Below are 25,330 nucleotides of genomic sequence, written 5' to 3' on the forward strand. Positions count from 1 at the left end.
CCTCCGAACAGGGTCGCGTGCAGAACCACGTGAGCATATCCAGCGGCTCAGCCGCCGGGCGGGCGGTCCGTCCCGCCGCCACGGTGCTCGGCCAAGTGGCCGCGGACCTCGTCGGCCGTGGCGTCCTGCAGGTTGTCGAAGATCACGACGGCCTCGGCAAGGGCCGTCTGTGCCAGGTCGGTTCGGCCGACGGTGGCGAGCAGTTTCCCGCCTTCGAAGAGTGAGCACGCGAGGCCGAGCAGGTCGCCGATCCGGCGCCGCACGTCGACCGCCTGCTGGTACCGGTCGATGGCCTCGTCGACCTCGCCGGTGGTCCGGCAGACGTCGCCGAGTCCGTGCAGGGATTTCGCCTCGGTGTGCAGGTCGGTCGTTTCCCGTGCTCCGGCCAGCGCCTGTCAGTACTCCTCGTACGCCCGGTCGGTCAGACCGACGTCCAGTGCCAGGGCGGCCAGTTCGGTCAAGGTGATCGCCTCACCGCGCCGGTCGTGGCCCTCCAGCCGCGGCGGCGATTCCTGCAGCAGCGCCTCATAAACACCGATCGGATCATTGGCGAGATCCGCGGTACACAGAATTCCGCCGTACAGATGGAGGAATTCCGGGCGCCGGAGCAGGGAGAGGGACCGGGTCACCAGGTGATGACTGCTCCCGGGAGCGGCGCACGACCTGCACGAGATCTTCGTGCGACGCGCCGACGACTACCGCGGGCGGCGCGCCACCGAGCCGGCGGCGTCAGCCTAGGAAGCTCAGCCGCACCTGACGGTCGGGGTTGTCCTTGTTGGTGTCGACGAGGCAGACCGACTGCCAGGTGCCCAGCTCCAGCCGGCCGCCGACGACGGGCAGCGTCGCGTGCGGCGGCACGAGGGCGGGCAGGACATGGTCCCTGCCGTGGCCCCGGCTGCCGTGACGGTGCTGCCAGCGGTCGTCGGCCGGGAGCAGGGTGTGCAGCGTGGCGAGCAGGTCGTCGTCGCTGCCCGCGCCGGTCTCGATGACCGCGATTCCGGCGGTCGCGTGCGGTACGAACACATTGAGCAGGCCGTTCCTGCCGTGCGCCGCCTCGTCGAGGAAGAGCTGAATGTCGCGCGTCAGGTCGCTCACGGTCTCGTCTGAACCGGTCGTGACGCGCAGGATGCGGGTGGTGAAGACATCGGACATCCCGCCATCCTCGCGCATCGGACCGGGCTGTCCATGCCTCAAGAACGTGTGTCCGCGTGTCGAGACGGCATTGACCACGGCCCGGCCCCCTCGCTACCTTCTGGCGCATGTTGCGTTCAGTAGTACTCACTACGCGCGGTCACATCGACCTGCTGCGAGTGGCCTCCGCCGCGTGTCGCCGCGGCTGCTGACGCCCTCTCACTCCTTCGCGCGCCAGCCGCGCCACTGGCCTCTCGCCAGTTCTCCCCCCTGCGCCCCGCCTCGTTGACCCCGTGCCGTAACGCCGCGCACGGCAGCCGAGGCGCGCCGCCTCCTGCCCGTGGAGCCCGCAATGAGCCTCGGCCACGCCCCGCCGGACATATGCGCTAAATCCGGCTCACCGCGGCAATCGCCGCCTGCCGCACCCGCCCTCGAACCCGTCACACCCCGCACCTCCCCCGGCAGCCGACGCCGCTCGGTACCCCGCTGGCTCCGCCGCACCGTTGGACCGCTGACCCTGCTCGCCCTGTGGCAGGTACTCAGCGCGACAGGTGTCCTGCACCCCGACAGCCTCGCCTCGCCCGGCACCATCGCCCGGGCCGGCGCCGACCTGATCGCCGACGGCACACTGCCGCACGCCATGGGCGTCTCGCTCCAACGCGTCGCCGTGGGACTGCTCATCGGCGTCGTGATCGGCACCGCGCTGGCGCTGGCCTCGGGGCTTTCGCGGCTCGGCGAGGACCTGGTGGACGCCAGCGTGCAGATGCTGCGCACCGTCCCCTGGGTCGGTCTGATCCCGCTGTTCATCATTTGGTTCGGCATCGGCGAGGCCCCAAAGGTCGCCCTCATCGCGCTCGGCGTCGCCTTCCACCTCTACCTCAACGTGTATGCCGGGATCCGCGGCGTCGACGAGCAACTCATCGAGGCGGGCCATGCGTTGGGCCTCGGCCGCTGGGGTCTGATCCGGCACGTCGTACTGCCCGGGGCCCTTCCCGGTGCGATGACCGGGCTGCGCTACTCGCTGGCGACCGCCTGGCTGGCACTGGTCTTCGGCGAGTCCATCAACGCCGACGCCGGTATCGGCTTCCTGATGAACCAGGCCCGCGAGTTCTTCCGTACCGACGTGATCGTCGTCTGCCTGGTCGTCTACGCCTTCCTCGGTCTGACCGCCGATGTCATCGTCCGCTCCCTCGAAAGGCTGCTGCTGCAATGGCGACCGAACTTCACCGGCCAGTGACCGCGGAGACGGCGACCGCGAGTCCGGCCGCCGACACCGACGCACACGACGACGCCGTACGCAGTGATGCCGTACGGGTCAAGGGCCTGACCCGCGCCTTCGACGGGCGGCCGGTCATCGACGGCCTCGATCTGACCCTGCGCGCCAGTGAGTTCACCGTGCTGCTCGGCCGCAGCGGCTGCGGCAAGTCCACCCTCCTGCGCGTCCTGGCCGGCCTGGACCGGGAGATCGACGGCACCGTACTCGTGCCGAAGCGCCGGGCCGTCGCCTTCCAGGCGCCGCGGCTGATGCCATGGAAGCGGGTGTGGCGCAATGTGCTGCTCGGGCTGCCGGGCAAGCCCGACCGGGCGGTCGCGGAGCGCGCGTTGGAGGAGGTGGGGCTCGGGCACCGGTCCGGCGCCTGGCCCAAGACCCTGTCCGGCGGCGAGGCGCAGCGCGCGTCGCTGGCCCGTGCGCTCGTACGGGAACCGGATCTCCTGCTGCTCGACGAACCGTTCGGCGCGCTGGACGCACTGACCCGGCTCACCGCGCAACGGCTGGTCGCCGAGTTGTGGCAGCGGCGGGGCTGCGCGGTGCTCCTGGTCACCCACGACGTCGACGAGGCGCTGCTGCTCGCCGACCGGGTGCTGGTCATGCGCGACGGCCTCATCGCGTACGACACCCGGATCGCCCTGGACCGCCCCCGCTCCGTCGGCACCCCGGGGTTCGCCGCACAGCGCTCCCGGCTGCTGGCCGAACTGGGCGTCGACGAGTCGACGCCCCCGCGGGAGACCCGCCCGGAGCCGCGACACACGAGCCACCAGGAGAACGCCACTCACGAGCACGTCGCCTGACCCCCACTCCCCCGGCTCCACCACAGAGAGAACCGATCAGCCATGAAACGGCACACCCTGCTGCCCGTCCTGCTCCTCCCCCTCTCCCTGCTGCTGACCGCGTGCGGCGGGGCGTCCTCCACGAACACCTCGGGCGGGCCCGGCGACGACACCGACGGATCCGGCAGTACCACGCTCAACGTCGGTGACCAGAAGGGTGGTTCGGAGGCAATCCTGCGGGCCGCCGGTGAGCTCGACGACCTGGAATACACCATCAAGTGGTCCACCTTCACCTCGGGTCCCCCGCTGCTCGAAGCCGTCAACGCCAAGGCCGTGGACATCGGTGGCGTCGGCAACACCCCACCGGTCTTCGCGGCGGGCTCCGACTCGAAAATCACCGTGGTGGGCGCCTCGCACGGCTCCTCCGCGGGCGAGACCATCGTGGTCCCCGAGAACTCCCCGCTGAAGAAGCCCGCCGAACTCAAGGACAAGTCGGTGGCGGTCGCCCAGGGCAGCTCCGCGCACTACCAGCTGATCGCCTCGCTGAAGAAGGCCGGCCTCACCATCGCGGACGTGCAGCTCAAATACCTCCAACCGGCCGACGCACTGGCCGCGTTCAGCCGCGGCAAGGTCGACGCCTGGGCGATCTGGGACCCGTACACCTCGCAGGTCCTGCGCACTGCGAAGGCGCGCGTACTGACCGACGGCGAGGGCGTCGTCAACGGACTGAGCTTTCAGATCGCCTCGCCCACCGCGCTCAAGGACAAGGAGAAGTCCCGGGCCGTCGGCGACTATCTGCAACGCCTCAACCGGGCGCAGAAATGGGTCTTCGAGCACCCCGAGGCATGGGCGAAGGTCTGGGCGAAGGAGACCGGGCTGCCGTACGAGGTGGCACTGGACTCCGTGAAGCGCAGCAACGCCACGCGCGTGCCGGTCGCCGTGGACAGCGACGCCATCGCCTCCGAACAGCGGATCGCCGACACCTTCGCCGAACTGAAGCTGATTCCACGCCGGTTCGCCTTCAAGGACTACGTCGACACCCGCTTCAACCGTGATCTCCCGGCGTCCACCACCGCTCCGCGCCGCTATGGAAAGGCCACCTCCTGATGACCGTCCACCTGCACTGGTTCCTCCCCACCGGCGGTGACAGCAGGACCCTCGTCGACCGGCACGCCTATACCGACGGCGGAATCAAGCGCTCGAAGATCACGCCGGTGAGCGGGGTGCGCGCGCCCGACATCGAATATCTGGCCCAGATCGCCAAGGCAGCCGAACAGCTCGGCTTCGAGGCGGTGCTGACGCCGACCGGCACCTGGTGCGAGGACGCCTGGTTGACCACGGTCGCGCTGGCCCAGCACACCGAGCGGCTGAAGTTCCTGGTGGCGTTCAGGCCCGGGGTGATCTCACCGGTACTCGCCGCGCAGATGGCCGCCACGTACCAGCGCATCACCCGTGGGCGGCTGCTCCTGAATGTGGTGACGGGCGGGGACTCCACCGAGCAGCGACGGTTCGGCGACCACCTGGACCACGACCGCCGCTATGCCCGGACGGCCGAGTTCCTCTCAGTGGTGCGCGGGGCGTGGGGCGGGGTGCCGTACGACTTCGACGGTGAGCACTACCAGGTGGAGGGCGGGCTGACCGCGCTGCCGCCGGACCCGCTGCCGGAGATCTTCTTCGGCGGTTCGTCGGCCGCCGCGGGGCCGGTCGCGGCGGAACACGCCGATGTGTATCTGACTTGGGGCGAGCCGCCAGCCCAGGTGAAGGAGAAGATCGACTGGATACGTGGGCTCGCCGAGGAGCGGGGCCGTACCGTCCGCTTCGGCATCCGGCTGCACTCCATCTCGCGGGACTCCGCGCGCGAGGCGTGGGCGACCGCGGACCGGCTGCTCGGCGACCTCGATCCGGCCACGATCGCGGCGGCCCAACAGGCGCTGGGCAGGAGCGAGTCGGTGGGCCAGCAGCGAATGCTGGCGCTGCACGGCGGCTCGCGGGAGAGCCTGGAGATCTCGCCGAACCTGTGGGCGGGGGTCGGACTGGTGCGGGGCGGGGCGGGCACGGCGCTGGTGGGCAGCCATGAGGACGTCGCCGACCGGATCGAGGAGTACCACGCACTGGGCGTCGAGCACTTCGTGCTGTCCGGCTACCCCCATCTGGAGGAGGCGTACTGGTTCGGCGAAGGCGTCACGCCGGAGCTGGCGCGCCGCGGGCTGCTGCCGCACCCGCTCACGTCACCGCTGAGCGGGGTGCCCGCGGCGAACGGGCGGCCGGCGTCGGCTCCCGGCGGCGCGCCGTTACTGCTCGGCGGCGGGCGGTAGGCCGTACGGGCGGACGGGGCCGCCCGACACGGGCGGGGTCCGGCGCACCGGACCCCGCCCGGCCGCGGCGCCGCGGGTCAGACGTCGGGCAGCTGGTCGAGGTCGGGCTGGACCTCCACCGTGCATTCCGCGTCCTCGGGCCCCACGCCCTCCGCGTCGCGCCACACGCAGATCCGGACGTGGTGGACGCCCGTGCCGCTGTGGTCCCACTCCGTGGCAAGGTCCCGCACCACCCCCGCCGCGACGAACTCGGCGTCCTCAGGCAGGGTGTCGGTCAGGACGGTGCCCCGGTAGCGCTCACCCAGCGGACGCCAGCCGACGCTTCCGGCGGGTGCGTCCACCCGGTACACGTATTCGACGGTGGTCATTCCGGCACCGTACCCACATCGCGGGAAAGTACCTGGCGGCGGGAAGATCCACCGGCCCCGCACTGTTGGTAGAAACGTGAACAACATCGGGGTGTCAGTCGCAGACGTGGACGTCGTCGTGATCGGCGCCGGGCAGGCCGGCCTGTCCAGCGCCTACCATCTGCGGCGCGCCGGTCTCGACCCCGACCGGGACTTCGTGGTGCTCGACCACGCGCCGCGCGCGGGCGGCGCCTGGCAGTTCCGGTGGCCGTCCCTGACGTACGGGAAGGTGCACGGCATGCACGCGCTGCCCGGGATGGAACTGACCGGCGCCGACCCGAGCCGGCCCTCCTCCGAGGTCATTGGGGAGTACTTCGAGAGGTACGAGCAGATCTTCGGGCTGCGGGTCCACCGGCCGGTGGATGTGCGGGCGGTGCGCGAGGGCGAGAACGGGCGACTGCTCGTCGAGACGTCCCGGGGCAGCTGGTCGGCGCGCGCGCTGATCAACGCGACGGGCACCTGGGACCGGCCCTTCTGGCCCCGCTACCCGGGCCAGGAGACCTTTCGCGGACGGCAGCTGCACACGGCGAACTACCCGGGGCCGCAGGAGTTCGCCGGGCAGCGCGTGATCGTCGTGGGCGGCGGGACCTCCGGCGTGCAGCATCTGATGGAGGTGGCCCAGACCGCCGCCGGGATCACCTGGGTGACGCGGCGCGCACCGCTCTTCCGGAAAGGCCCGTTCGGCGAGGACCAGGGGCGCGCGGCGGTCGCCCTCGTGGACGAGCGGGTGCGGCGCGGGCTGCCGCCGCAGAGCGTCGTGTCGGTGACCGGTCTGCCGGTGACCGAGGCCGTCGCGCGGGCCCGCGCGGACGGCATCCTGGATCGGCTGTCGATGTTCGACCGCATCACCCCCCAGGGCGTGGCCTGGGACGACGGGCGCACGGTCGAGGCGGACGTGATCCTCTGGGCCACCGGGTTCCGCCCCGTGATCGACCACCTGGCGCCGCTGAGGCTGCGCGAGCCGGGCGGCGGCATACGGGTGGACGGCACGCGCGCCTGGCGCGACGAGCGCGTCCATCTGGTCGGGTACGGGCCTTCGGCCAGCACCATCGGCGCCAACCGGGCCGGGCGGGCCGCCGTGCGGGCGATCACCCGGCTGCTGGAGCGCCGACCCGGGCCGGTGACTGCGTCGTCCGTGATGACAGCGGCTGATTGACCGTCAGGCGCCGTCGCTGCGGTTCCTGTTGAACTCCTGCACGTTCTTCTGCTGCTCGGCGTAGTTGTCGGTGAAGCGGGTGTCCCCCGGGCCGACGGTGACGAAATAGAGCCAGTTCCCGGGCGGCGGATTGCGCACCGCGTCCATCGCCTCCTGCCCCGGGTTGCCGATCGGTGTCGGCGGCAGGCCGGTGCGCTCGTAGGTGTTGTAGGGGTGGTTGATCCTGGTGTCCTCGTGGGTGGTGTCGAGGGTGCTTCGATTGAGCGCGTAGTTGAGGGTCGAGTCCATCTGCAGCGGCATGCCGTGGAGCAGCCGGTTGTCGACGACCCTTGCCACCTTCCCCATGTCCTCGGGGGTGTCGGCCTCGGCCTGGACGATGCTGGCGATGGTGACGGTCCGGTAGACCGTCGGCGCCGTGCCGAACTTCTTGTCGGCGGTATTGACCATGAACGTGAGCAGGCTCGCGGGCGTCGTCTTCTCGTCGACCGGATAGGTGGCCGGGAAGAGGAACCCTTCCGGATTGGCCCCCGCCTCCCCCGGAAGCGACAGCCCCGCCTTCGCGACGGCCTTCTCCGTGGTGCCGGACGCGGCTTCCAGCGCCTTGTCGACGGCGGCGTACACCTGCGGGGCGCGCCACCCCTCCGGAACCAGCAGGCTCTGCGCGCGCGCTTCGTCGTCCCCGAGCAGCAGCATCGGCACCAGGACGGCCGCTGCCACCACGACCGTCGTGCCCGCCACCAGCAGCAGTCGGCCGCGGCGGGTCAGACGGGGCTTGCGTTTGGGCGGTTTTGTCGAGTTTTCGTTATTCATGGGGCACGCTAACCCGCGCGGTGCGCCGTTTCCGGGAGCCGGGAACGCCGACACAAACGCGGGAACACGCGAACAGGGGATCGGGTGTTCGCTCGAACGCGTGGTCGTGGTCGTTTTCGTTGCTCGACGGCGGTGCCGCGCATGATGCTTACGGGGTGCAAGTGACGGGCTGCAGACCGTTGTTGCACAGTCCCGCAGAAGAACGAAGCACAAGGAGAACCCAAGCTCATGAACCTCATCACCGACCTTCTCGCCGGCGCCTTCCACTTCCTGGGCTGGCTGGTCTGACCGAGGTCTCACCCGGCGCCGCCGTCCCCCGTCCCAGGGGGTGGCGGCGCCGCCGCGTTCAGGCCTTGTACTGCGGGCCCTCGAAGGGCGGCAGCGCCGCGAATTCCGGATCGGCCCGCACCGACTCCACCAACTGGTCGAGGGTGCGCCGCACCCGCGTCAACGGGTGGTCGGGGAACTCGGCGTCCCAGCGGGCGTGGTCAGCGGCATGGAAGGGCAGCCCGCCCCGGACGTCAGGGGCGTAGGGGTGGGGCCTGAAGTACTGCTCGGGGCCGACCTTCGCCAGCACCACGGCTTCCCGCACCCCTGTCATGCCGCGCTCGGGCGCCTGGACCTTGACGACGGCGGAGCAGCCGACGCGCGGCACGGTGAAGCTTCCGATGAAGACCTGGCCGCTGGGTTGTCCCGGCAGCGGCAGCTTGAGTATCTGGCGTACGGCGGGGAGCTCTCCGAGCGTTTCACCGAGGCTTCGATCAGCCCTCCCCCGGCTTCCGCGACGTAGCCGGTGAGCCCTGCTCTCAGCGAGGGTCCGTCGTCCAGGGCTGCCGGGAGATCCGGCGGCAGCCCGAAGTAGTGCAGCGACAGCAGATCGCCCGCGTCACTCGCCCACACATCCTCGTCCACGGGCCGGTGGCCCGGCAGTTCCACCCCATGCAGTGCTCTCATGGGCAGCGATCATTCCGTAGCCGCGGGGGCTTCCGGCGGCCGGGGTGCACCCGCCCCGTCAGGACGCGGTGGGGGCCAGCTCGGTGTCTCTGCGGACCAGCCCGGCGTACCGGCCGTCCTTCGCCAGCAGCTCCTGGTGACTGCCGCGCTCGGCGGTCCGTCCGTCGTCGAGGACGACGATCTGGTCGGCGTCCCTGATGGTGGACAGGCGGTGCGCGATGGTGATGGTCGTACGGCCTGCTGAGAGCGCGTCGATGGCCTGCTGCACGGCGTGTTCCGTGCGGGTGTCGAGGGCGCTCGTCGCCTCGTCGAGGATCAGGACGGGCGGGTCGCGCAGGATGGTCCTGGCGATCGCCAGGCGCTGCTTCTCGCCGCCGGAGAAGCGGTACCCCCGCTCGCCGACCAGGGTGTCGTACCCGTCGGGCAGGGAGGCGATGTGGTCGTGGATCTGGGCCGCCTCGGCCGCGGCGCGCAGCTCGTCGTCGGTCGCGTCCGGCTTGGCGAAGCGCAGGTTCTCGGCGACGGAGGAGTGGAAGAGGTACGTCTCCTGGGAGACCACGCCCACTGCGCGGGCGAGGGTGTCGAAGTCCAGGTCGCGCACGTCGATGCCGTCCAGGGTGACCCGCCCGCCGGTGACGTCGTACAGCCGGGGCACCAGATAGCTCAGGGTGCTCTTGCCGGAGCCGGTGGGCCCCACGACGGCGAGGCTGGTGCCCGCGGGCACCGTGACGTCGATACCGCTGAGCGTGTCGCCGTTCTTCTGGTCGTAGGCGAAGTCGACGTTGTCGAAACGCACTTCGCCGCGGATCTTCTCCAGCCGGACCGGCCTGTCGACCTCGGTGATGTCCACCGGAAGGTCCAGGTACTCGAAGATCCGCTGGAAGAGCGCGAGTGAGGTCTGCATCTGCACGCCGGTCGACAGCAGGCTCACTGCGGGCCGGAAGAGGCCCTGCTGGAGCGTGACGAAGGCGACGAGCGTGCCGAGGGAGACGGCCGCCCCGCCGGATTGCATGGTCAGGCCCGCGGCCCAGTAGATGACGGCGGGCATGGCGGCCATGACGATGCCGATGGTGGACATCCGCCAGCGCCCGGCCATGTTGGAGCGCACTTCGAGATCGACGAGCCGCTCGGACTCCTCGGAGAACGCCTTGGTGAGCGAGTCGGAGCGGCCCATGGTCCGGCCGAGCAGGATGCCGCTGACGGACAGCGACTCGGTGACGGTGGCCGCCATCGATGCCATCTGCTTCTGCCGGTGCGTCGTGATCCGCTTGCGCTCACGGCCGACCCGGCGACTGATCCAGACGAAAATCGGCAGCAGGAGCAGCGAGACGACGGTCAGCCGCCAGTCGAGGGCCAGCATCGCGACGACCGAGGCCAGGACCGCGGTCAGGTTGGAGACCAGGGACGTCGCGGTGGAGGTCACCGTCGCCTGCATGCCACCGATGTCATTGGCGATGCGGGACTGCACCTCGCCGGTGCGGGTCCTGGTGAAGAAGGCCAGCGGCATCCGCTGGAGCTGGGTGTAGACGGCGGTGCGCAGGTCGTGCATGACGCGCTGGCCGACCGTGGTGGATATCAGGGTCTGCAGCACGCCGAAGACACTCGTCACCACGGCCGTCAGGATCATGCCGAGGGCGAGCAGGCTGAGCAGCCCGGTGCGGCCCTGCGGGATCGCCGTGTCGAGGATCTCGCGGAGCAGGAACGGTGAGGCGACGGCGACGAGCGACGAGGCCGCGACGAGCACGCCGACAATCAGCAGGCGCCCGCGGTAGGGGCGGAAGAGCCGGAGGATACGACGCACCTGCGCGGGCTCTTCCGGCTGCGCGGGGTCACGGGCTGGGGGCGTCCAGGAGGATCGATCGGGGTTCATGGGCTCCTTCAGGATGAGAAAGCGGGATTTCAAGAGCTTAGCTCATTGTTACCTATACTCACAATGCACAGGGTCCTGATATTGTTCCCGGTATGAGCACCTCCGACGTCACGTCCGACGCCGACGGCCTGTTGGCCGAGCAGCTGCTGCGACTGACGCGCAGACTCCATCGCATCCAGCGCCGGCAGATGGAGCCGATCGGCATCACCCCCGCGCAGTCCCGGCTGCTGCGCACCGTTTCGAACCACTACCAGCACCACGACGAGTCGCCGCGGATGGCCGATCTCGCCCGGCGCCTGGACGTGGTTCCGCGCGCCGTGACCACCCTGGTCGACGGCCTGGAGGCGAGCGGCCGGGTGCGCCGGGTGCCCGATCCCACCAACCGACGGGTGATAAGGATCGAGCTCACCGACACCGGCCGGACCACTCTCGGGTCGCTGCGCAGCGCGCGCCGCGACGCCGCGGAGGAGATCCTTGCCCCATTGACCGTCGCGCAGCGCGAGGTGCTCGGCGGCCTGATGTCCACGCTGGTCGACGGGATGCCGGAGCGCGGCTGCTGAGTGGAGCCCGGCGCCCGTCCACCGCCACCGCCATCGCCACCGAGAGGACCGCGAGATGCCTCTGCTGGAGCCGAAGTCCGGAGCGCTGCGTCCCACCGGCCCGCGGGCGTCGGCGCCCGACCGGGTGCCGGACGCGCAGGCCGGCGGCACCCCCGAGCCGTTGCGCGGCGAGCTGATCGCGCTGCTCGGCGCCGACAAGGTGCTGTGGAAGGTCTCGGACCTCGTGCGGTACGCGTCCGACGCCAGCCCGTACCGCTTCGTTCCCCGCGCCGTGGTGGTCGCCGAGGACATCGACGACATCTCGGCGGTGCTCTCGTACGCCCACGGCAAGGGCCGCGAAGTGGTGTTCCGGGCGGCCGGGACCTCGCTCAACGGCCAGGCGCAGGGCGAGGACATCCTCGTCGACGTGCGCCGTCACTGGGCGGGGGTGGAGGTCCTCGACGGCGGTGCGCGGGCCCGTATCGGCCCCGGCACCACGGTGGTCCGGGCCAATGCGTCGCTCGCACGGTACGGCAGGGTGCTCGGGCCGGACCCGGCGAGCGCGATCGCCTGCACCATCGGCGGCGTCGTCGCCAACAACGCGTCGGGCATGACGGCGGGCACCACCCGCAACTCCTACCGCACAGTCTCCTCCCTCACCTTCGTGCTGCCGAGCGGCACGGTCGTGGACACCGGGGACCCGGCCGCCGACGAGGAACTGGCGCACGCCGAGCCGGCGCTGTGTGCGGGGCTGCTGGCGATCAAGGCGGAGATCGAGGCGGACGCCGGGCTCACCGCCCGGATCCGCGCCAAGTACGAGATCAAGAACACCAACGGCTACCGGCTGGACGCCTACCTGGACGGCGCCACGCCCGTCCGGATCCTGCGCGGCCTGATGGTCGGCTCCGAAGGCACCTTCGGCTTCATCTCCGAGGTCGTCTTCGACACCCTGCCGCTGGACCGCAGGCTCTCCACCGCGCTGCTCTTCTTTCCCACGCTGTCCGCCGCTGCCGCCGCGGTCCCCCTGTTCAACGAGGCCAGGGCCGTCGCCGTGGAGCTGATGGACGGCAATACGCTGCGCGCCTCGGTGAGTGTCGCGGGGGTGCCGGCCGACTGGGCCGAGCTGCCCAGGGAGACGGCGGCGCTGCTGGTGGAGTTCCGGGCGCCGGACGAGGCCGGGCAGGACGCGTACGAGCGGGTGGCCGCCGAGACCCTGGCGGGGCTCGACCTGGTCGCGCCCGTCGCCTCTGTGACCAATAGGTTCACCCGTGACGCGAAGACCATCGCCGGGTACTGGAAAGCCCGCAAGGCGTTCGTCACGGCGGTCGGCGGCGCCCGGCCCGCCGGTACGACGCTGATCACCGAGGATTTCGCCGTCCCGCCTTCGAGGCTCGCCGAGGCCTGCGAGGCGCTCCTGCTGCTGCAGGCGGAGCATGGTTTCGACGCCGCCGTCGCGGGCCACGCGGCGCACGGCAATCTGCATTTCCTGCTCGCCTTCGACGCCGCCGAGGCAGCGGACGTGACGCGCTACGCCGCCTTCATGGACGCCTTCTGCCGGCTGACGGTCGAGCGTTTCGACGGCTCGCTCAAGGCGGAGCACGCCACCGGCCGCAATATCGCGCCCTTCCTGGAGCTGGAGTGGGGGCCGAGGGCGACCGGGCTGATGTGGCGTACGAAGCAGCTCATCGACCCGGACGGGGTGCTGGCGCCGCGCATCGTCCTGGACCGCGACCCGATGGCGCATCTGCGCGGCCTCAAGACGATCCCCAAGGTCGAGCTGATCGCCGATCCGTGCATCGAGTGCGGCTTCTGTGAGCCGACGTGCCCCAGCGGTGACCTGACGACGACTCCGCGCCAACGCATCGTGCTGCGGCGGGAGATGATGCGTCAGCCGGACGGCTCGCCGGTCCAGGACGGCCTGGTGGAGGCGTACGGGTATGACGCCGTGGACACCTGCGCGGGCGACTCGACCTGCCGGATCGCCTGCCCCGTCGGCATCGACACCGGCGCCCTGATGAAGGACTTCCGCCATCGGCGGCACTCGGCGCGCGAGGAGCGCGTCGCCGCGCTGGCCGCGAAGAACTTCAAGGCGGTCGAGGCCTCCGCGCGGCTCGCGGTGGCCGCCGCCGACCTCCTCGGCGACCGGCTGCTGACCCGGGTCACCGGGCTGGCCCGCCGGGCCGTGCGGCCGGATCTGGTGCCCGAGTGGCTGCCGGAGATCCCCGGCGCCGCCGCCCGCCGACTGCCGCGCACCGTACGGGTGGGCGCCCGCGCCGTCTACTACCCGGCCTGTGTGAACCGGATCTTCGGTGAGCCCGAGGGGTACTGGGGGCCTTCGCTCGCGCAGGCGGTCGTCGCCGTGTCGGCGCGCGCCGGAAAGCCGGTGTGGATCCCCAAGGACGTCGCGGGCACCTGCTGCGCGACGATCTGGCATTCCAAGGGGTACGACGCGGGCAATGCCGTCATGGCCAACCGCATCGTCGAGGCCGCCTGGGGCTGGACGGCGGGCGGCGTCCTGCCCCTGGTCGTCGACGCCTCCTCGTGCACGCTGGGCCTGGCGCAGGAGGTGGTGCCGTATCTCACCGACGACAACCGGGCGCTGCACGCGGAGCTGACTGTCGTCGACTCCGTCGTCTGGGCCGCCGAGGAGCTGCTCCCCCAGCTGCCGACGGGACGCAGGATCGGCACCGCCGTGCTCCACCCCACCTGCTCGATGCGGCACTTGGGCGACGAGGAGCAGCTGCGCGCGGTCGCCGAGGCGTGCGCGGAGGAGGTCGTCGTACCGGACGATGTGCGCTGCTGCGCCTTCGCGGGCGACCGGGGCATGCTGCACAAGGAGCTGACGGATTCGGCGACGGCGCGGGAGGCGGCCGAGGTCGCCGCCACGGAGTACGACGCGTATCTCTCGGCGAACCGGATGTGCGAGGTCGGCATGGACCGTGCGACGGGCCGCCACTACCGCTCGGTGCTGCTGGAGCTGGAGCGTGTGACACGGCCGGACGGTCCCGTTTGAACTGCTGATTTCTGAGGCGATGCGCACCGGGTGCCCGTGACGTGGACGTCACGGGCACCCGGTGCGTCGGGGCTCGGCGACAAGAGTCCATGAGCCCGTTCCAAGAGTCCAATTGCCGCTCTTGCGCATCAGCAGCCACAACTACCAGGGTCCTTACCGAGGTTCGCGACACGAACATGGTGCGCCGAATCTCACGTCATGCCCTCTCAAGTCACCGATGCCCACGTCCCGGCAGGCGCACCGCCAGTTCCCCTGGAGGCTCGATGAACGACGCAGCAGCGCAGACCCCGCAGCACGACGGCAGCGACAGCAACGACAGCAACGAAGGCAGCGACCACAACCCGCCGAGCCGCCGATCGGTCCTGTGGACCGCGGGCGCGGCAGGCGCCGGAATCGGACTCGGCGCGCTCGGTACGGCGGGCAGCGCATCTGCCGCGGAACCGTCCGTAACGGCCGCTGAGGCGGGAGCGGGAGCGGAGGCCGCCGCGCCCGAGCGCCACGGCCGCACCATGGTCGGTGTCCCCTTCGAACGGCGCAGCACGGTCCGGGTGGGCATCGTCGGTCTGGGCAACCGCGGCGGCAGCATGATCGACCTCTTCCTGGCGGTGCCGGGGGTCAAGGTCGTCGCGATCTGTGACCCGGTGAAGTCGAAGACGGAGGCGGCGTCCGCCAAGGTCGTCAAGGCCGGGCAGCCCGCACCCGCCGTCTACACCAAGGGCGAGGACGACTACAAGAATCTGTGCAAGCGCGGCGACATCGACTTCGTGTACGTCGCGACGCCCTGGGACTTCCATTTCGAGATGGCCAAGACGGCCATGCTGAACGGCAAGCACGTCGGCGTGGAGTGTCCGGTCGCGCTCCAACTGGGCCAGCTCTGGGAGCTCGTCGACCTCTCGGAGCGGACCAGGCGCCACTGTATGCAGTTGGAGAACTGCTGTTACGGCAAGAACGAGATGCGCGTGCTGCGCATGGCCCACGCGGGCAAGTTCGGTGATCTGCTGCACGGCGCCGGCGCGTACAACCACGATCTGCGCGGCCTGATGTTCGACCCGGACTACTACGAGGGCCCCTGGCGCCGGCTATGGCACACCCGGCTGCGCGGCGACCTCTACCCCAACCACGGCTTCGGCCCGGTCGCCAACTACATGGACCTCAACCGTGGTGACCGCGCCGTGAGCATCACCAGCGTCGGCTCCCCCGCACTCGGTCTCGCCCAGTACCGCGCGGAGCACATGCCGCCGGGCGACCCGAGCTTCAAGGAGTCGTACATAGAGAGCGACCGCACGATCAGCCTCGTCCAGACGGCCAAGGGCCGGGTGATCCGGCTTGAGCACGATGTCTCGACCCCGCACCCGTACAGCAGGATCAACAGCCTGGGCGGCACGCGCGGCGTCTTCGAGGACTATCCCGAGCGGATCTACATCGAGCCGGACCAGCAGAACGACGAGTGGGGCGACTTCGGGCAGTACGCCGCCGAGTTCGACCACTGGCTCTGGAAGGAGCACGCCAACCCGCCCGGTGGCCACGGTGGCATGGACTACATGCTGGTCTACCGGACGATGCAGTGCATGCGGCTCGGTCTGGTGCCGGACTTCGACGTGTACGACGCGGCGACGTGGACGGCGCCGGTGCCGCTCAGCCACCTGTCGATCAAGGCGAAGGGGATGCCTCAGCAGATCCCGGACTTCACCCGCGGCGAGTGGAAGAAGTCGCGCCCCGGCATGGACTCCGAGAAGCCCAAGGAGTAGCGGACCGCGGGGCCCGGCCGAGCGGGCCGGGCCCCGTCGCTCAACCCGTCTGTGTGGGAAGCCTCTTGGCGAGCGGATCAGGATCGGCGTCGGCCCCGGACAGCGGCACCACCGGCACCGGCTCGGCCTCCTCCGGTACGAAGGCGATCTCCACGGACAGCATCTTCCGCGCCTTCTCCTTGTCCAGCGCGCCCTCCCAGCGGGACACCGCGAAGACGGCCACGCAGTTGCCCAGCAGATTCGTCGCCACCCGCATCACGTCCATGATCCGGTCGACACCGAGCAGCAGGGCCACCGCGCCCGCCGGGATCACCCCGAGGGCCGAGGCCGTCGCCGACAGCGCGAGGAACGCCGACCCCGGCACGCCCGCCATGCCCTTGCTGGTCAGCATCAGGACCAGCACGACGGTGATCTGCTGTCCCAGGCGTCAGATCCACACCCACCGCCTGGGCGATGAAGAGCGTGCCGACGGACAGATAGATGGACGCCCCGTCGAGGTTGAAGGAGTAGCCCGTCGCCAGAACCAGGCCAACCGCGTCGTCCCGGCAGCCGGCCGCCCGCAGCTTCTGCGTCATCCGGGGCATCACGGCCTCACTGGAGGCCGTGCCGAGCGCGAGCACCATCTCTTCGCGGGTGTAGCGGATGAACTTCCACAGGCTGAGCCCGGTGACCGGCTTGAGCGCACCGGCGAGGAACAGCAGGAAGAGGAGCGCGACACCGCAGCAGACGGGCTGCGCGGCGGGCGAGGGATGGGACGGCGTGCGGCACGGGCACTCCCCCAGTTGGACTTCTGCCATACGGAATATCGAATCCGCGATGCGCCACTATGGCGGAATGCCGCACTCCGGTGAAAGAGCCCATGACCATCCGATGCAAATCTTGGATCTTGCTCCAAGGGCCGGGTGGATCAGCAGCGGCGCCGGTCCTTCGTCACTGCTCCCTGGACCGTCTCCAGGCTCCGGTCGTAGCAGCCGGCAGATCCGCGCACCCGGTGGCGCGCACTCGTGGTGGCGACCGCGTGCCGGTCCTCGCGCGGGACGTTCGCCGTGTACGTCGCGTCGCCCCGGTACACGTTGTCCGACCGCGACCACACGCTGCGCCTGCCGGTGTGCGCCACCTCGCCGTCCGCGCGGTCCCCGAGCGTGAGGACCGTACGCAGCCGGTCGCCCGCACCGAGCGTCGTCGTGCCGTCCATCGTGTACGTACGGCGCTCCGAGGCGACACGCGCCGGTCCGCGGCCGTCGGTGGTGACCGTCGCGTCGTCCGTCCACGTCCCCTTGAGCGCGTCCGTGCTCTCACCTTCGGTCCATCGGTGCACGGAGGTGTTGGCGAGCGAGCGGCTGACGGTGGTGGCGACCCGCCCGTGCGAGGTGTCGACCCAGCCGGAGACGGTCAGCCGGTGGCCGCCGCGGGTGTCGAGGCGGTGCTCGGTACCCGCGGTGTACGTCGTCGAGTTGACCGGCGCGCCCTCCAAGTGCCGGGCGGGCCCGCCGGTGACGACCTCCCGGCCCTTGTCCTGCCAGACGAGCACATTGACGGGGGTGCTCCACCCGCTCCGCCCTTCGGGGACGCCGACGACCGACACCTCGACACGGTGCGGGCGGCCGTCGTTGAGGCGGCCCGCGAAGGGGGTCAGGTCGTACTGGATCGGCTTCACGTCGAAGGCGCGCGGCCCGGGGACCACGTACCAGAGGAAGGGGTTGGACCAGCCGCCGGTCCAGACCGTGGGGAACGGCGCAGCGATACCGGCGAGTTGGCCGTCGACCTTGATCTGCACCTCGCGGTACGGGCCGCCCGCCGCCTTGCACGAGTACGGCGCCTCCTGGGGCACGGCCAGGTACCAGTACTCCTCGCAGCCTCCTCCGGAGCCCGTCGCGTACACCTCGGCGACGATGCGCTCGGAGTTGCGCGGGGTGGTCAGCGCGTCGCCGTCGAGGGTGAGCACCCGGTCCGGTGCGGCGGCGGGCGCGGTGCGGCCATCGGCGGCGTAGAACGTCAGGGTCGCCTTGACGTCGATGACGCCGGTGTATGTCTCATTGACGACATTGCCGATGAGCATTTCGACGGGCTGCTCGCGGCGCAGCGTGTCGCTGTAGCGCGTGACGTCCTTCTTCACCGACCAGCTGATGCCGTCGGGCGAGGGCTGCGGGGTGGAGGTGCGGAGTACTTCGACGCCACCGACGTGCAGGTAGCCGAGCCGGTCGTACTGCCGGCCGGCGACCTTGCCCTCCAGTTCGAGCACCACCTTGCTCCACCGCTTGCCGCACCCTTCGGGCGGCCGGTAACCGCCCCTGTACGGCGTGAAGTCACGGAACTGCGCCGCGGCGAGCGTCACCCGGCAGGAGCGGGTGTCCGGCCTCTCGACGGGCTGCTCGACGGTGACCGGATCGTGCCAGTCGGAGCCGAACTCCGCGGGCGGCGGCTGCCCGGTGGCAGCGGCTGCCGGTCCCGCGCCGAGCAGCGTTCCCGCCGCCAGAACCAGGCCCGCGATCATGCACATGACTCTCTGTTGTCCCATGCGACCGGAGTGAAGCGCGGGACGGGCCGGGAGCACCAGAGCGAGCTGCCCCGAGGTGGCTGGATCTGGTGCTCCCGGCCCGTAAATCGATTGCCTTCGGGGGTGCCGAAAGGCGAACCTTGCACGGTTTGAGCCACCCGAATACACCAGTACACCGAGCAACCGAGCCGTGGGACGTCATGCAGATTCGCGATCTTCCGTACTCCGATCCAGGCGTCCCCGACGTCCGGTCGGGGCCCCGATTCCTGCTGTGGCTCGGGCGCAATCAGCTCGGTGGGCAGCTGAAGGCGCTCGCCTGGGGGCTGCTGCACCAGTGCGGTGTCGCCGCCCTCCCGCTGGGAGTGGGTCTCGCCGTGCAGGCCGTGGTGGACCGCTCGGGCGGTGGCCTCGCGGTCGCCGCCGGGCTGATCGCGCTGCTCGGCGTGGCCGTCGCGCTCGGCGACACCATGCTGCACAGGACCGCCGTCAGTAACTGGATCACCGCCGCCGCACGGGTGCAGCAGCTGCTGGCCCGCAAGACGGCGGAGCTGGGCTCGGCGCTGACCCGCAGGGTCGCCGCGGGCGAGGTCGTCGCGGTCTCCACCGGTGACGTCGAGAAGATCGGCTGGTTCGTCGAGGCGCTCTCGCGCTTCGCCGCCGCCGCCCTGACGCTCGTGATCGTCTGTGTCGGGCTGTTCTTCTACCAGCCCGACCTCGGCATAGTGGTCGCCATCGGCGTGCCCGTACTGGCCCTGGCCGTACTGCCGTTGCTGCCCAGGGCGACACGGCGGGCCGACATCCAGCGCGACAAGGCCGGCCGGGCCACCGAGCTGGCCTCCGACACCGTCGCGGGGCTGCGGGTGCTGCGCGGCATCGGCGGCGAGGAGCTGTTCCTCGGCCGCTACCGGCGCGCCTCCCAGGAGGTGCGCGAAGCCGCCGTGCGCAGCGCCCGTATGTGGGCGCTGATCTCCGCGATCCAGGTGCTGCTGCCGGGGCTGCTGCTGATCGCCGTCGTCCTGTACGGCGCGCGGCTCACCCTGGACGGCCGGATCACGGTGGGCGAACTGGTCACCGTGTACAGCGCGGTGACCCTGCTGCTCTACCCGCTGCGCCACGTCGAGGAGATCGCCATGGCGTACTCCTTCTCACGGCCGTCCGCCGTGCGGGCGGCCCGGGTGCTGGCGCTGGAGCGCTCGGCGTACACGATGGACGGTACGGCGGACTCCGGCGGGGAGCCCCCCTCCGGCGACCTGTACGACCCGGCGACCGGACTGCTCGCTCCGGCGGGCCGGTTCACCGCCGTGGTGTGCGGCGACCCGGATGTGGCGGGACGGCTCGCGGAGCGCCTCGGCGGCCACGCCACGACCGACGGCGACGCACAGGGCGCCCCGGACACCACGGCCGGACCGGCGCGAAGGACCGTTCCTTCGGCGCTGCTCGGCGGGATCGCGCTCGACGATCTGCCGCTCGGCGCGGCACGCGAAGCCGTCCTGGTCCAGGACAAGGATCCGGTGCTGCTGTCCGGCACGCTCAGCGAGCTGCTCGACGTACCGGCGTCCGGCGAGGTGAGCGCCGAGGACGCGCTGACCGCGGCGCAGTGCGCCGATGTGCTCGCCGCGCTCGCCCAGGCCTCGCCCGACAACAGCGACGACCCCATGCTCACCCGGATCACCGAGCGCGGGCGCTCGCTCTCCGGCGGTCAGCGCCAGCGTCTGGCACTGGCCCGCTCACTGGTGACCGACCCGCAGGTCCTCATCCTCGACGAGCCGACCTCCGCCGTCGACTCGCACACCGAGTCGCGGGTCGCGGCGGGCGTGAAAGGGCTGCGGACGGGACGTACGACCATCGTGTTCGCGTCGTCGCCGCTGCTGCTCGACCACGCCGACCGGGTGGTGTTCGTGCACGAGGGCGAGGTGGCCGCGGTGGGTGTGCACCGCGAGCTGCTGCGCACCGAACCGCGCTACCGCGCGGTCGTCACACGCGAGACCGAGGTCGAGATCGAAATCGCGCGGGCGCAGGAGAAGGCCGTGCAGGAGCGGTCCGTACGGGAAGAGATCGAGGAATCGGCATGATCGGCGTGGCACCTCCGGAGTACGACCCGGCAGCACCGGAGTCGTCGACGACGCTGCCCGTCGGCAGTCCGGCGACGGTACGGATCTATGTACGCGAGCTGATGAGGCGTCACCGGCGGGCGTTCACCGTGCTCGTGGTGTTCAACGCGCTCGCGGTACTCGCCTCGATGGCGGGCCCCTATCTGCTGGGCTCGCTCGTCGAGGACCTGGCGAACGGGGTGCGCGAGCTGCATCTGGGGCGGGTCGCCACGGTGTTCGGGATCGCGCTGGTCGTCCAGACTCTCTTCACCCGGCAGATGCGGCTGCGGGCCGCGATGCTCGGCGAGGAGATGCTGGCCGACCTGCGCGAGGACTTCCTCGTACGGTCGGTCGGCCTGCCGCCCGGTGTGCTGGAGCGGGCGGGCACCGGTGATCTGCTGTCGCGCATCACCACCGACATCGACAGGCTGGCGAACGCGATGCGCGAGGCGGTGCCACAACTCGCGATCGGCGTGGTCTGGGCCGGCCTGCTGATCGGCGGACTCACGGTGACCGCGCCGCCGTTGGCGCTGGCCGTGCTGGTGGCCCTGCCGGTGCTGATCGTCGGGTGCCGCTGGTACTTCAGGCGGGCCCCGTCGGCCTACCGCTCCGAGGCGGCCGGGTACGCGGCGGTCGCGGCGATGCTCGCCGAGACGGTGGACGCGGGCCGGACCATCGAGGTGCACCGCCTCGGTGACCGCCGGGTTTCCCTGTCCGAGCAGCGGATCAAAGAGTGGACGGCCTGGGAGCGGTACACACTGTGGCTGCGGTCCGTGCTCTTCCCCGTCATCAGCGTCACGCACATGACGATCCTGGGCTCGACGATCCTCCTCGGCGGCATCTTCGTCCTCCAGGGATGGATCAACGTCGGCCAGCTCACGACGGGCGCCCTGCTCGCCCAGATGCTGGTCGACCCGGTCAACCTCATCCTGCGCTGGTACGACGAACTCCAGGTCGCCCAAGTGTCGTTGGCCCGACTGGTCGGCGTCCGGGAGATCGAGCCGGACGCGGGCGACGCGCTGGTGAAGCCCGACGGCCGCGCGGTGCGGGCCGACGCGGTGCACTTCGGCTACCGCGAGGGCGTCGACGTGCTCCACCGGGTGACGCTGGACGTCGCACCCGGGACCCGACTCGCGCTGGTCGGGCCCTCGGGCGCCGGCAAGTCCACGCTGGGGCGGCTGCTGGCCGGGATCTACGCGCCGCGGACCGGTGAAGTAACCCTGGGCAAGGCCGAGTTGTCGCGGATGCCGGCCGAGCGGGTGCGTGAGCATGTGGCGCTGGTCAACCAGGAACACCACGTTTTCGTGGGGTCCCTGCGTGACAATCTGCTGCTGGCCAGGATGAACGCCGACGACGCGCAGCTGTGGGCGGCGCTGGGCGCGGTCGACGCGCAGGACTGGGCGCGGGCCCTGAGCGAGGGCCTGGACACCGAGGTCGGCTCGGGCGGGCACGTACTGACCCCGGCGCAGGCCCAGCAGATCGCGCTGGCCCGGCTGGTGCTCGCCGATCCGCACACCCTCGTCCTGGACGAGGCGACGTCCCTGCTCGACCCGCGGGCGGCCCGGCATCTGGAGCGCTCGCTGGCGCGGGTGCTCGACGGCCGCACCGTCGTGGCCATCGCGCACCGGCTGCACACCGCGCACGACGCGGATGTCATCGCGGTGGTCGAGGAGGGCCGGATCAGCGAGCTGGGCAGCCACGACGAACTGGTGGCCGCGGACGGGGCGTACGCGGCGCTCTGGCGTTCCTGGCACGGGTAGGCGCGCGCGACAGGCGCCGGGGACAGCGCGTGCTGCTGCCCCCGGCGCCTCGCCGCCGCGTCACAAGGCGCCGGGTCGGCGACTTCCGCCCGGTCCGCCGGTGAGCGCGTGGAGCGCGGCGGCCCTCGGCTGAGGACGTGGCGGAACAGGACGACCAGGACGGCGTCACCCGCCCACATGGCCTGGCGCGGCGGGCTGCGGGGGCCCGTGAGCGTGCGGGCGTCAGGCGGGGACGGGGCCGCGCCGCGCTGTGCGGCGGCGAGGGCCGCCTCGGTGTCGGCGGTGACCAGGTCGGCGTTCATACGGGCGCCGGCCAGGGCGCCTGCCGCTGCGGAGGCTCCGACCTTGGCGGTCGGGTCGGTGGCGTTACCGGCCACCCACACCCCGGGCACCTCGGTGGCGCCGGCCGCGCCGGACGCGAAGCGGCGGCCCATTCCGGCGGGAAGGTCCTCCATCGGCAGCCCCAGGCCGTCCAGGCCCTCGGTGCGCGCCTGCATGGCCGTCGCGACCGCGAGAACCCGGCGGGACACGAGGCGCCCGTCCCCGAGGCGCACGCCCGTGATGCCGCCGTCCTCACCCGCCACGACCTCGCCCACCGGGGTGTCGACGACCTGAATGCCGCGGGCGGCGAAGCGCGCGCGGGTGTCCTCGTCGAGATCGGCGTCGCAGGTGAAGAATACGAGGTCTTCGGTCAACTGGCGGAACAGCAGGGCGTGATGAATCGAGGCCGGGCCCACGGCCAGGATCCCGATGGGCTCGTCGCGCACCTCCCAGCCATGGCAGTACGGGCAGTGCACCACACCGTGCCCCCAGTGCTCGGCAAGCCCGCGCACCTCGGGCAGCACGTCGCGCAGTCCGGTGGCGACGAGCAGCCGGCGCGCCCGAAGGATGCCGCCGTCGGTCAGCGCGACCGTGAAGCGCGGGTCACCGGTGGCAGCGGGGGTGGCGGAGGCCACTTCCCCCGCCACGACCAGGCCGCCGTAGCGGCGCACCTCCTCGTGGCCCCTTCGCAGCAGCTCGGCCGGCGGGATGCCGTCCAGGCCCAGCAGGCCGTGCACGCCCTCGGCGGGTGCGTTGCGCGGGGTGCCGCTGTCGATCACGACGACCGAGCGGCGGGACCGGGCGAGCATCAGCGCCCCGTTCAAGCCCGCCGCGCCGCCGCCGATCACCACGGCATCGACGGTCTCACCAGGCAGTTCGTCGGTCGGACACGCGGCAGTGGTCACAGACATGGCGTCGCCACCCTCTTCTTCGCGGGCCCCCGGTCCGTCCGGGGGCCACGGTCACGACCATAAGCACGTGTTGCGCCGAGGGCATACAATGTTGCCTATGACGCAAGACAATGACGATCTGGACAGCCTGGTACGCAAACGGATCCGCGCCCTGCGGGTGGCACAGGGCTGGTCCCTGGAGGAACTGGCCACCCGCGCCCAGGTCAGCCAGTCCACGCTCAGCCGCATCGAGAACGGCCCGCGCCGACTGGCCCTGGACCAGCTCGTCACCCTCGCCCGGGCCCTGGACACCTCCCTGGACCAGCTCGTCGAGACGGCCACCGACGACGTCATCACCAGCCCGACGATCGACGGAGCCCATGGGCTCATGCGCTGGCCCATCAGGGCGGACCCGGGCATGAGCGTCGTACGCCGGCGCATGACGAACCCGCCGCCCGACAGCCCCGCACGCATGCGCGCCCATCCGGGCCGCGAATGGCTCGTCGTCCTGTCCGGCACCGCGATCCTGCTGCTGGGCAACCGGCGCATCCGCGTGGAGACGAACCAGGCGGCGGAGTTCCCCACGATGCTGCCGCACGCCATTGGCGCGGAGGGCGGACCCTGCGAGATCATGGGCATCTTCGACCGCGACGCCCGCCGCGGCCACCCGCGCGGTGACGACGCCTGAGGCGCCGGCCGAGCAAGCCGTCGGCGGGCGCCCCGCCCGATCACGCCGAAGGGCGCCGGTGTAGCACGCGCCGCGCGCCTACCCGCGGCAGCAGCTTGCGCGTACGGCAGCTCAACCGGCCATCGTCTTGCGCATCCCGGGAACCATGGTGCCGCGACGGCATGGTCCTCCTAGCGTGGCCGACATGACCCACTCTTCCCCGCACGCGGCACACCACGGCGCGCACCCCGCGCCCCAGCACACCCCGGACTCCGAGGTCCAGGCGGAGATCCTCGACCTGGACGCGGACGTGCTCGCCGAGCACATCGCGTCCATCACCGCGGGGCTGCCCGTCGAGAGGGACCCGCGCCACATCGTGGACCTGGGATGCGGGACCGGGGCCGGCACCTTCGCCCTGCTCACGCGCTTCCCCGAGGCGGAAGTGACCGCCGTCGACGCGTCGGCCGGCCATCTGCAACGCCTACGGGAAAGGGCGGAGGCGCTCGGTGTGGCCGACCGGGTGCGCACGGTGTCCGCCGACCTCGACGCGGACTGGCCCGAGCTCGGCCGACCCGAGTTGGTGTGGGCGTCCGCGTCGATGCACCACATGGCCGACCCCGACCGCACCCTGCGCAAGGTCCACGAACTGCTCGCGCCCGGCGGCCTGTTCACCGTCGTCGAGCTGGCCGGCTTCCCGCGCTTCCTGCCCGGCGACGCTCCCGAGGAGCGGCCCGGCCTTGAGGAGCGCTGCCACGCGGCCCTCGCCCACCACGCCGCGGAGAACCTGCCGCACCGCGGGGCCGATTGGGGTCCCATGCTGGCGGCCGCCGGGTTCAGCGTCGAGGGCGAACGCACGATCACCGTGAACGTCGACAGCTCCCGCAGCAAGGCGGTCGGCCCCTACGCGCTCACCGGCCTGAAGCGCCTGCGCGCCGGCGCGGCCCACGCGCTCAGCGCCGAGGACCTCACCGTCCTCGACCAGTTGCTGGACACCAACAGCCCCCTGAGCATCCTGCGCCGCGGCGACCTCGCCCTTCGCACGGAACGCACCGTGTGGGCCGCACGCCGGGCCTGACCCAGGCCCTCGACGGCAGCCGCGCACCATCCACCGAG

The 25,330-nt window shown here is 71.3% G+C and carries 20 protein-coding genes and 3 pseudogenes; 13 read left to right on the plus strand and 10 right to left on the minus strand.

Translation table 11 applies throughout. The features are described 5' to 3' along the window. Positions 1-47 precede the first annotated feature (47 nt). The 3 genes from ACLLJJ_RS03370 to ACLLJJ_RS03380 all read right to left on the minus strand — a co-directional run bounded on the left by ACLLJJ_RS03370 (position 48) and on the right by ACLLJJ_RS03380 (position 1,152). The gene (locus ACLLJJ_RS03370; protein WP_434600286.1) at positions 48-389 is read right to left on the minus strand and encodes a tetratricopeptide repeat protein; all 342 of its coding nucleotides are present in this window, start codon (positions 387-389) and stop codon (positions 48-50) included. A gap of 6 nt (positions 390-395) precedes the next feature. Continuing rightward, positions 396-629: a hypothetical protein gene (locus ACLLJJ_RS03375; protein ID WP_434587759.1), complete on the minus strand. Its 234-nt coding sequence runs from the start codon at positions 627-629 to the stop codon at positions 396-398. 100 nt (positions 630-729) lie between these two features. Next, positions 730-1,152 (minus strand): secondary thiamine-phosphate synthase enzyme YjbQ, encoded by a 423-nt coding sequence (locus ACLLJJ_RS03380; RefSeq protein WP_434587760.1) that lies wholly within the window; start codon positions 1,150-1,152, stop codon positions 730-732. Positions 1,153-1,259: 107 nt separating this feature from the next. Between ACLLJJ_RS03380 and ACLLJJ_RS03385 the strand changes: the two genes are divergently transcribed. From ACLLJJ_RS03385 to ACLLJJ_RS03405, 5 genes are all read left to right on the plus strand, one after another. Further along, complete coding sequence (locus ACLLJJ_RS03385) at positions 1,260-1,343, plus strand: putative leader peptide (RefSeq protein WP_434600287.1); 84 nt, start codon at positions 1,260-1,262, stop codon at positions 1,341-1,343. A 140-nt stretch (positions 1,344-1,483) separates the two neighbouring features. Continuing rightward, a complete protein-coding gene (locus ACLLJJ_RS03390; RefSeq protein ID WP_434587761.1) occupies positions 1,484-2,368 on the plus strand; it encodes an ABC transporter permease in 885 nt (294 codons plus the stop codon). Further along, the gene (locus ACLLJJ_RS03395; protein WP_434587762.1) at positions 2,341-3,201 is read left to right on the plus strand and encodes an ABC transporter ATP-binding protein; all 861 of its coding nucleotides are present in this window, start codon (positions 2,341-2,343) and stop codon (positions 3,199-3,201) included. The genes ACLLJJ_RS03390 and ACLLJJ_RS03395 overlap by 28 nt, the downstream gene beginning before the upstream one ends. A 42-nt stretch (positions 3,202-3,243) precedes the next feature. Then, positions 3,244-4,287, plus strand: coding sequence for an ABC transporter substrate-binding protein (locus ACLLJJ_RS03400; protein WP_434587763.1), 1,044 nt, complete (start codon positions 3,244-3,246; stop codon positions 4,285-4,287). Further along, positions 4,287-5,495 (plus strand): LLM class flavin-dependent oxidoreductase, encoded by a 1,209-nt coding sequence (locus ACLLJJ_RS03405; protein WP_434587764.1) that lies wholly within the window; start codon positions 4,287-4,289, stop codon positions 5,493-5,495. The genes ACLLJJ_RS03400 and ACLLJJ_RS03405 overlap by 1 nt, the downstream gene beginning before the upstream one ends. A 77-nt stretch (positions 5,496-5,572) precedes the next feature. Here ACLLJJ_RS03405 and ACLLJJ_RS03410 read toward each other — a convergent pair whose 3' ends face one another. Continuing rightward, positions 5,573-5,863, minus strand: a complete 291-nt coding sequence (locus ACLLJJ_RS03410; RefSeq protein WP_434587765.1) for a hypothetical protein — start codon at positions 5,861-5,863, stop codon at positions 5,573-5,575. 91 nt (positions 5,864-5,954) lie between these two features. On the opposite strand from ACLLJJ_RS03410, the gene ACLLJJ_RS03415 reads away from it, so the two are divergent. After that, positions 5,955-7,058: an NAD(P)-binding domain-containing protein gene (locus ACLLJJ_RS03415; protein WP_434587766.1), complete on the plus strand. Its 1,104-nt coding sequence runs from the start codon at positions 5,955-5,957 to the stop codon at positions 7,056-7,058. Between the two features lie 3 nt (positions 7,059-7,061). Here the strand turns inward: ACLLJJ_RS03415 and mltG are convergent, their stop codons facing one another. From mltG to ACLLJJ_RS03430, 3 genes and pseudogenes are all read right to left on the minus strand, one after another. Next, complete coding sequence (gene mltG / locus ACLLJJ_RS03420) at positions 7,062-7,868, minus strand: endolytic transglycosylase MltG (protein WP_434587767.1); 807 nt, start codon at positions 7,866-7,868, stop codon at positions 7,062-7,064. A gap of 346 nt (positions 7,869-8,214) precedes the next feature. After that, a pseudogene (locus tag ACLLJJ_RS03425) lies at positions 8,215-8,822 on the minus strand (hypothetical protein). A gap of 58 nt (positions 8,823-8,880) precedes the next feature. After that, positions 8,881-10,692 (minus strand): ABC transporter ATP-binding protein, encoded by a 1,812-nt coding sequence (locus tag ACLLJJ_RS03430; protein WP_434587768.1) that lies wholly within the window; start codon positions 10,690-10,692, stop codon positions 8,881-8,883. Positions 10,693-10,784: 92 nt separating this feature from the next. Here ACLLJJ_RS03430 and ACLLJJ_RS03435 point away from each other — a divergent pair, with 92 nt between their 5' ends. From ACLLJJ_RS03435 to ACLLJJ_RS03445, 3 genes are all read left to right on the plus strand, one after another. Then, positions 10,785-11,252: a MarR family winged helix-turn-helix transcriptional regulator gene (locus ACLLJJ_RS03435; RefSeq protein WP_434587769.1), complete on the plus strand. Its 468-nt coding sequence runs from the start codon at positions 10,785-10,787 to the stop codon at positions 11,250-11,252. 55 nt (positions 11,253-11,307) lie between these two features. Continuing rightward, positions 11,308-14,244: an FAD-binding and (Fe-S)-binding domain-containing protein gene (locus ACLLJJ_RS03440; protein ID WP_434587771.1), complete on the plus strand. Its 2,937-nt coding sequence runs from the start codon at positions 11,308-11,310 to the stop codon at positions 14,242-14,244. Positions 14,245-14,507: 263 nt separating this feature from the next. Next, the gene (locus ACLLJJ_RS03445; protein ID WP_434587772.1) at positions 14,508-15,992 is read left to right on the plus strand and encodes a Gfo/Idh/MocA family protein; all 1,485 of its coding nucleotides are present in this window, start codon (positions 14,508-14,510) and stop codon (positions 15,990-15,992) included. Between the two features lie 40 nt (positions 15,993-16,032). On the opposite strand, the pseudogene ACLLJJ_RS03450 reads toward ACLLJJ_RS03445, so the two are convergent. Both ACLLJJ_RS03450 and ACLLJJ_RS03455 read right to left on the minus strand, forming a co-directional pair. Then, positions 16,033-16,720 (minus strand): annotated as a pseudogene (locus ACLLJJ_RS03450) (cation:dicarboxylate symporter family transporter); the annotation flags it as partial. A 179-nt stretch (positions 16,721-16,899) separates the two neighbouring features. Then, positions 16,900-18,510, minus strand: coding sequence for a peptide-N4-asparagine amidase (locus ACLLJJ_RS03455; protein WP_434587773.1), 1,611 nt, complete (start codon positions 18,508-18,510; stop codon positions 16,900-16,902). A gap of 179 nt (positions 18,511-18,689) precedes the next feature. On the opposite strand from ACLLJJ_RS03455, the gene ACLLJJ_RS03460 reads away from it, so the two are divergent. Together ACLLJJ_RS03460 and ACLLJJ_RS03465 are read left to right on the plus strand one after the other, a co-directional pair. Continuing rightward, on the plus strand, positions 18,690-20,561 hold the full coding sequence (locus ACLLJJ_RS03460; RefSeq protein WP_434587774.1) for an ABC transporter transmembrane domain-containing protein: 1,872 nt from the start codon (positions 18,690-18,692) through the stop codon (positions 20,559-20,561). Continuing rightward, on the plus strand, positions 20,558-22,339 hold the full coding sequence (locus tag ACLLJJ_RS03465) for an ABC transporter ATP-binding protein (RefSeq protein ID WP_434587775.1): 1,782 nt from the start codon (positions 20,558-20,560) through the stop codon (positions 22,337-22,339). The genes ACLLJJ_RS03460 and ACLLJJ_RS03465 overlap by 4 nt, the downstream gene beginning before the upstream one ends. Positions 22,340-22,575: 236 nt before the next feature. Here ACLLJJ_RS03465 and ACLLJJ_RS03470 read toward each other — a convergent pair. After that, a pseudogene (locus ACLLJJ_RS03470) lies at positions 22,576-23,571 on the minus strand (NAD(P)/FAD-dependent oxidoreductase); the annotation flags it as partial. A 97-nt stretch (positions 23,572-23,668) separates the two neighbouring features. Here ACLLJJ_RS03470 and ACLLJJ_RS03475 point away from each other — a divergent pair. Together ACLLJJ_RS03475 and ACLLJJ_RS03480 are read left to right on the plus strand one after the other, a co-directional pair. Beyond that, on the plus strand, positions 23,669-24,238 hold the full coding sequence (locus ACLLJJ_RS03475; RefSeq protein ID WP_434587776.1) for a helix-turn-helix domain-containing protein: 570 nt from the start codon (positions 23,669-23,671) through the stop codon (positions 24,236-24,238). A 184-nt stretch (positions 24,239-24,422) separates the two neighbouring features. Continuing rightward, the gene (locus ACLLJJ_RS03480; RefSeq protein WP_434587777.1) at positions 24,423-25,292 is read left to right on the plus strand and encodes a class I SAM-dependent methyltransferase; all 870 of its coding nucleotides are present in this window, start codon (positions 24,423-24,425) and stop codon (positions 25,290-25,292) included. Positions 25,293-25,330: the final 38 nt, after the last annotated feature.

This window comes from Streptomyces sp. A5-4 (genome assembly GCF_051131715.1).
Classification (GTDB): Bacteria; Actinomycetota; Actinomycetes; order Streptomycetales; family Streptomycetaceae; genus Streptomyces.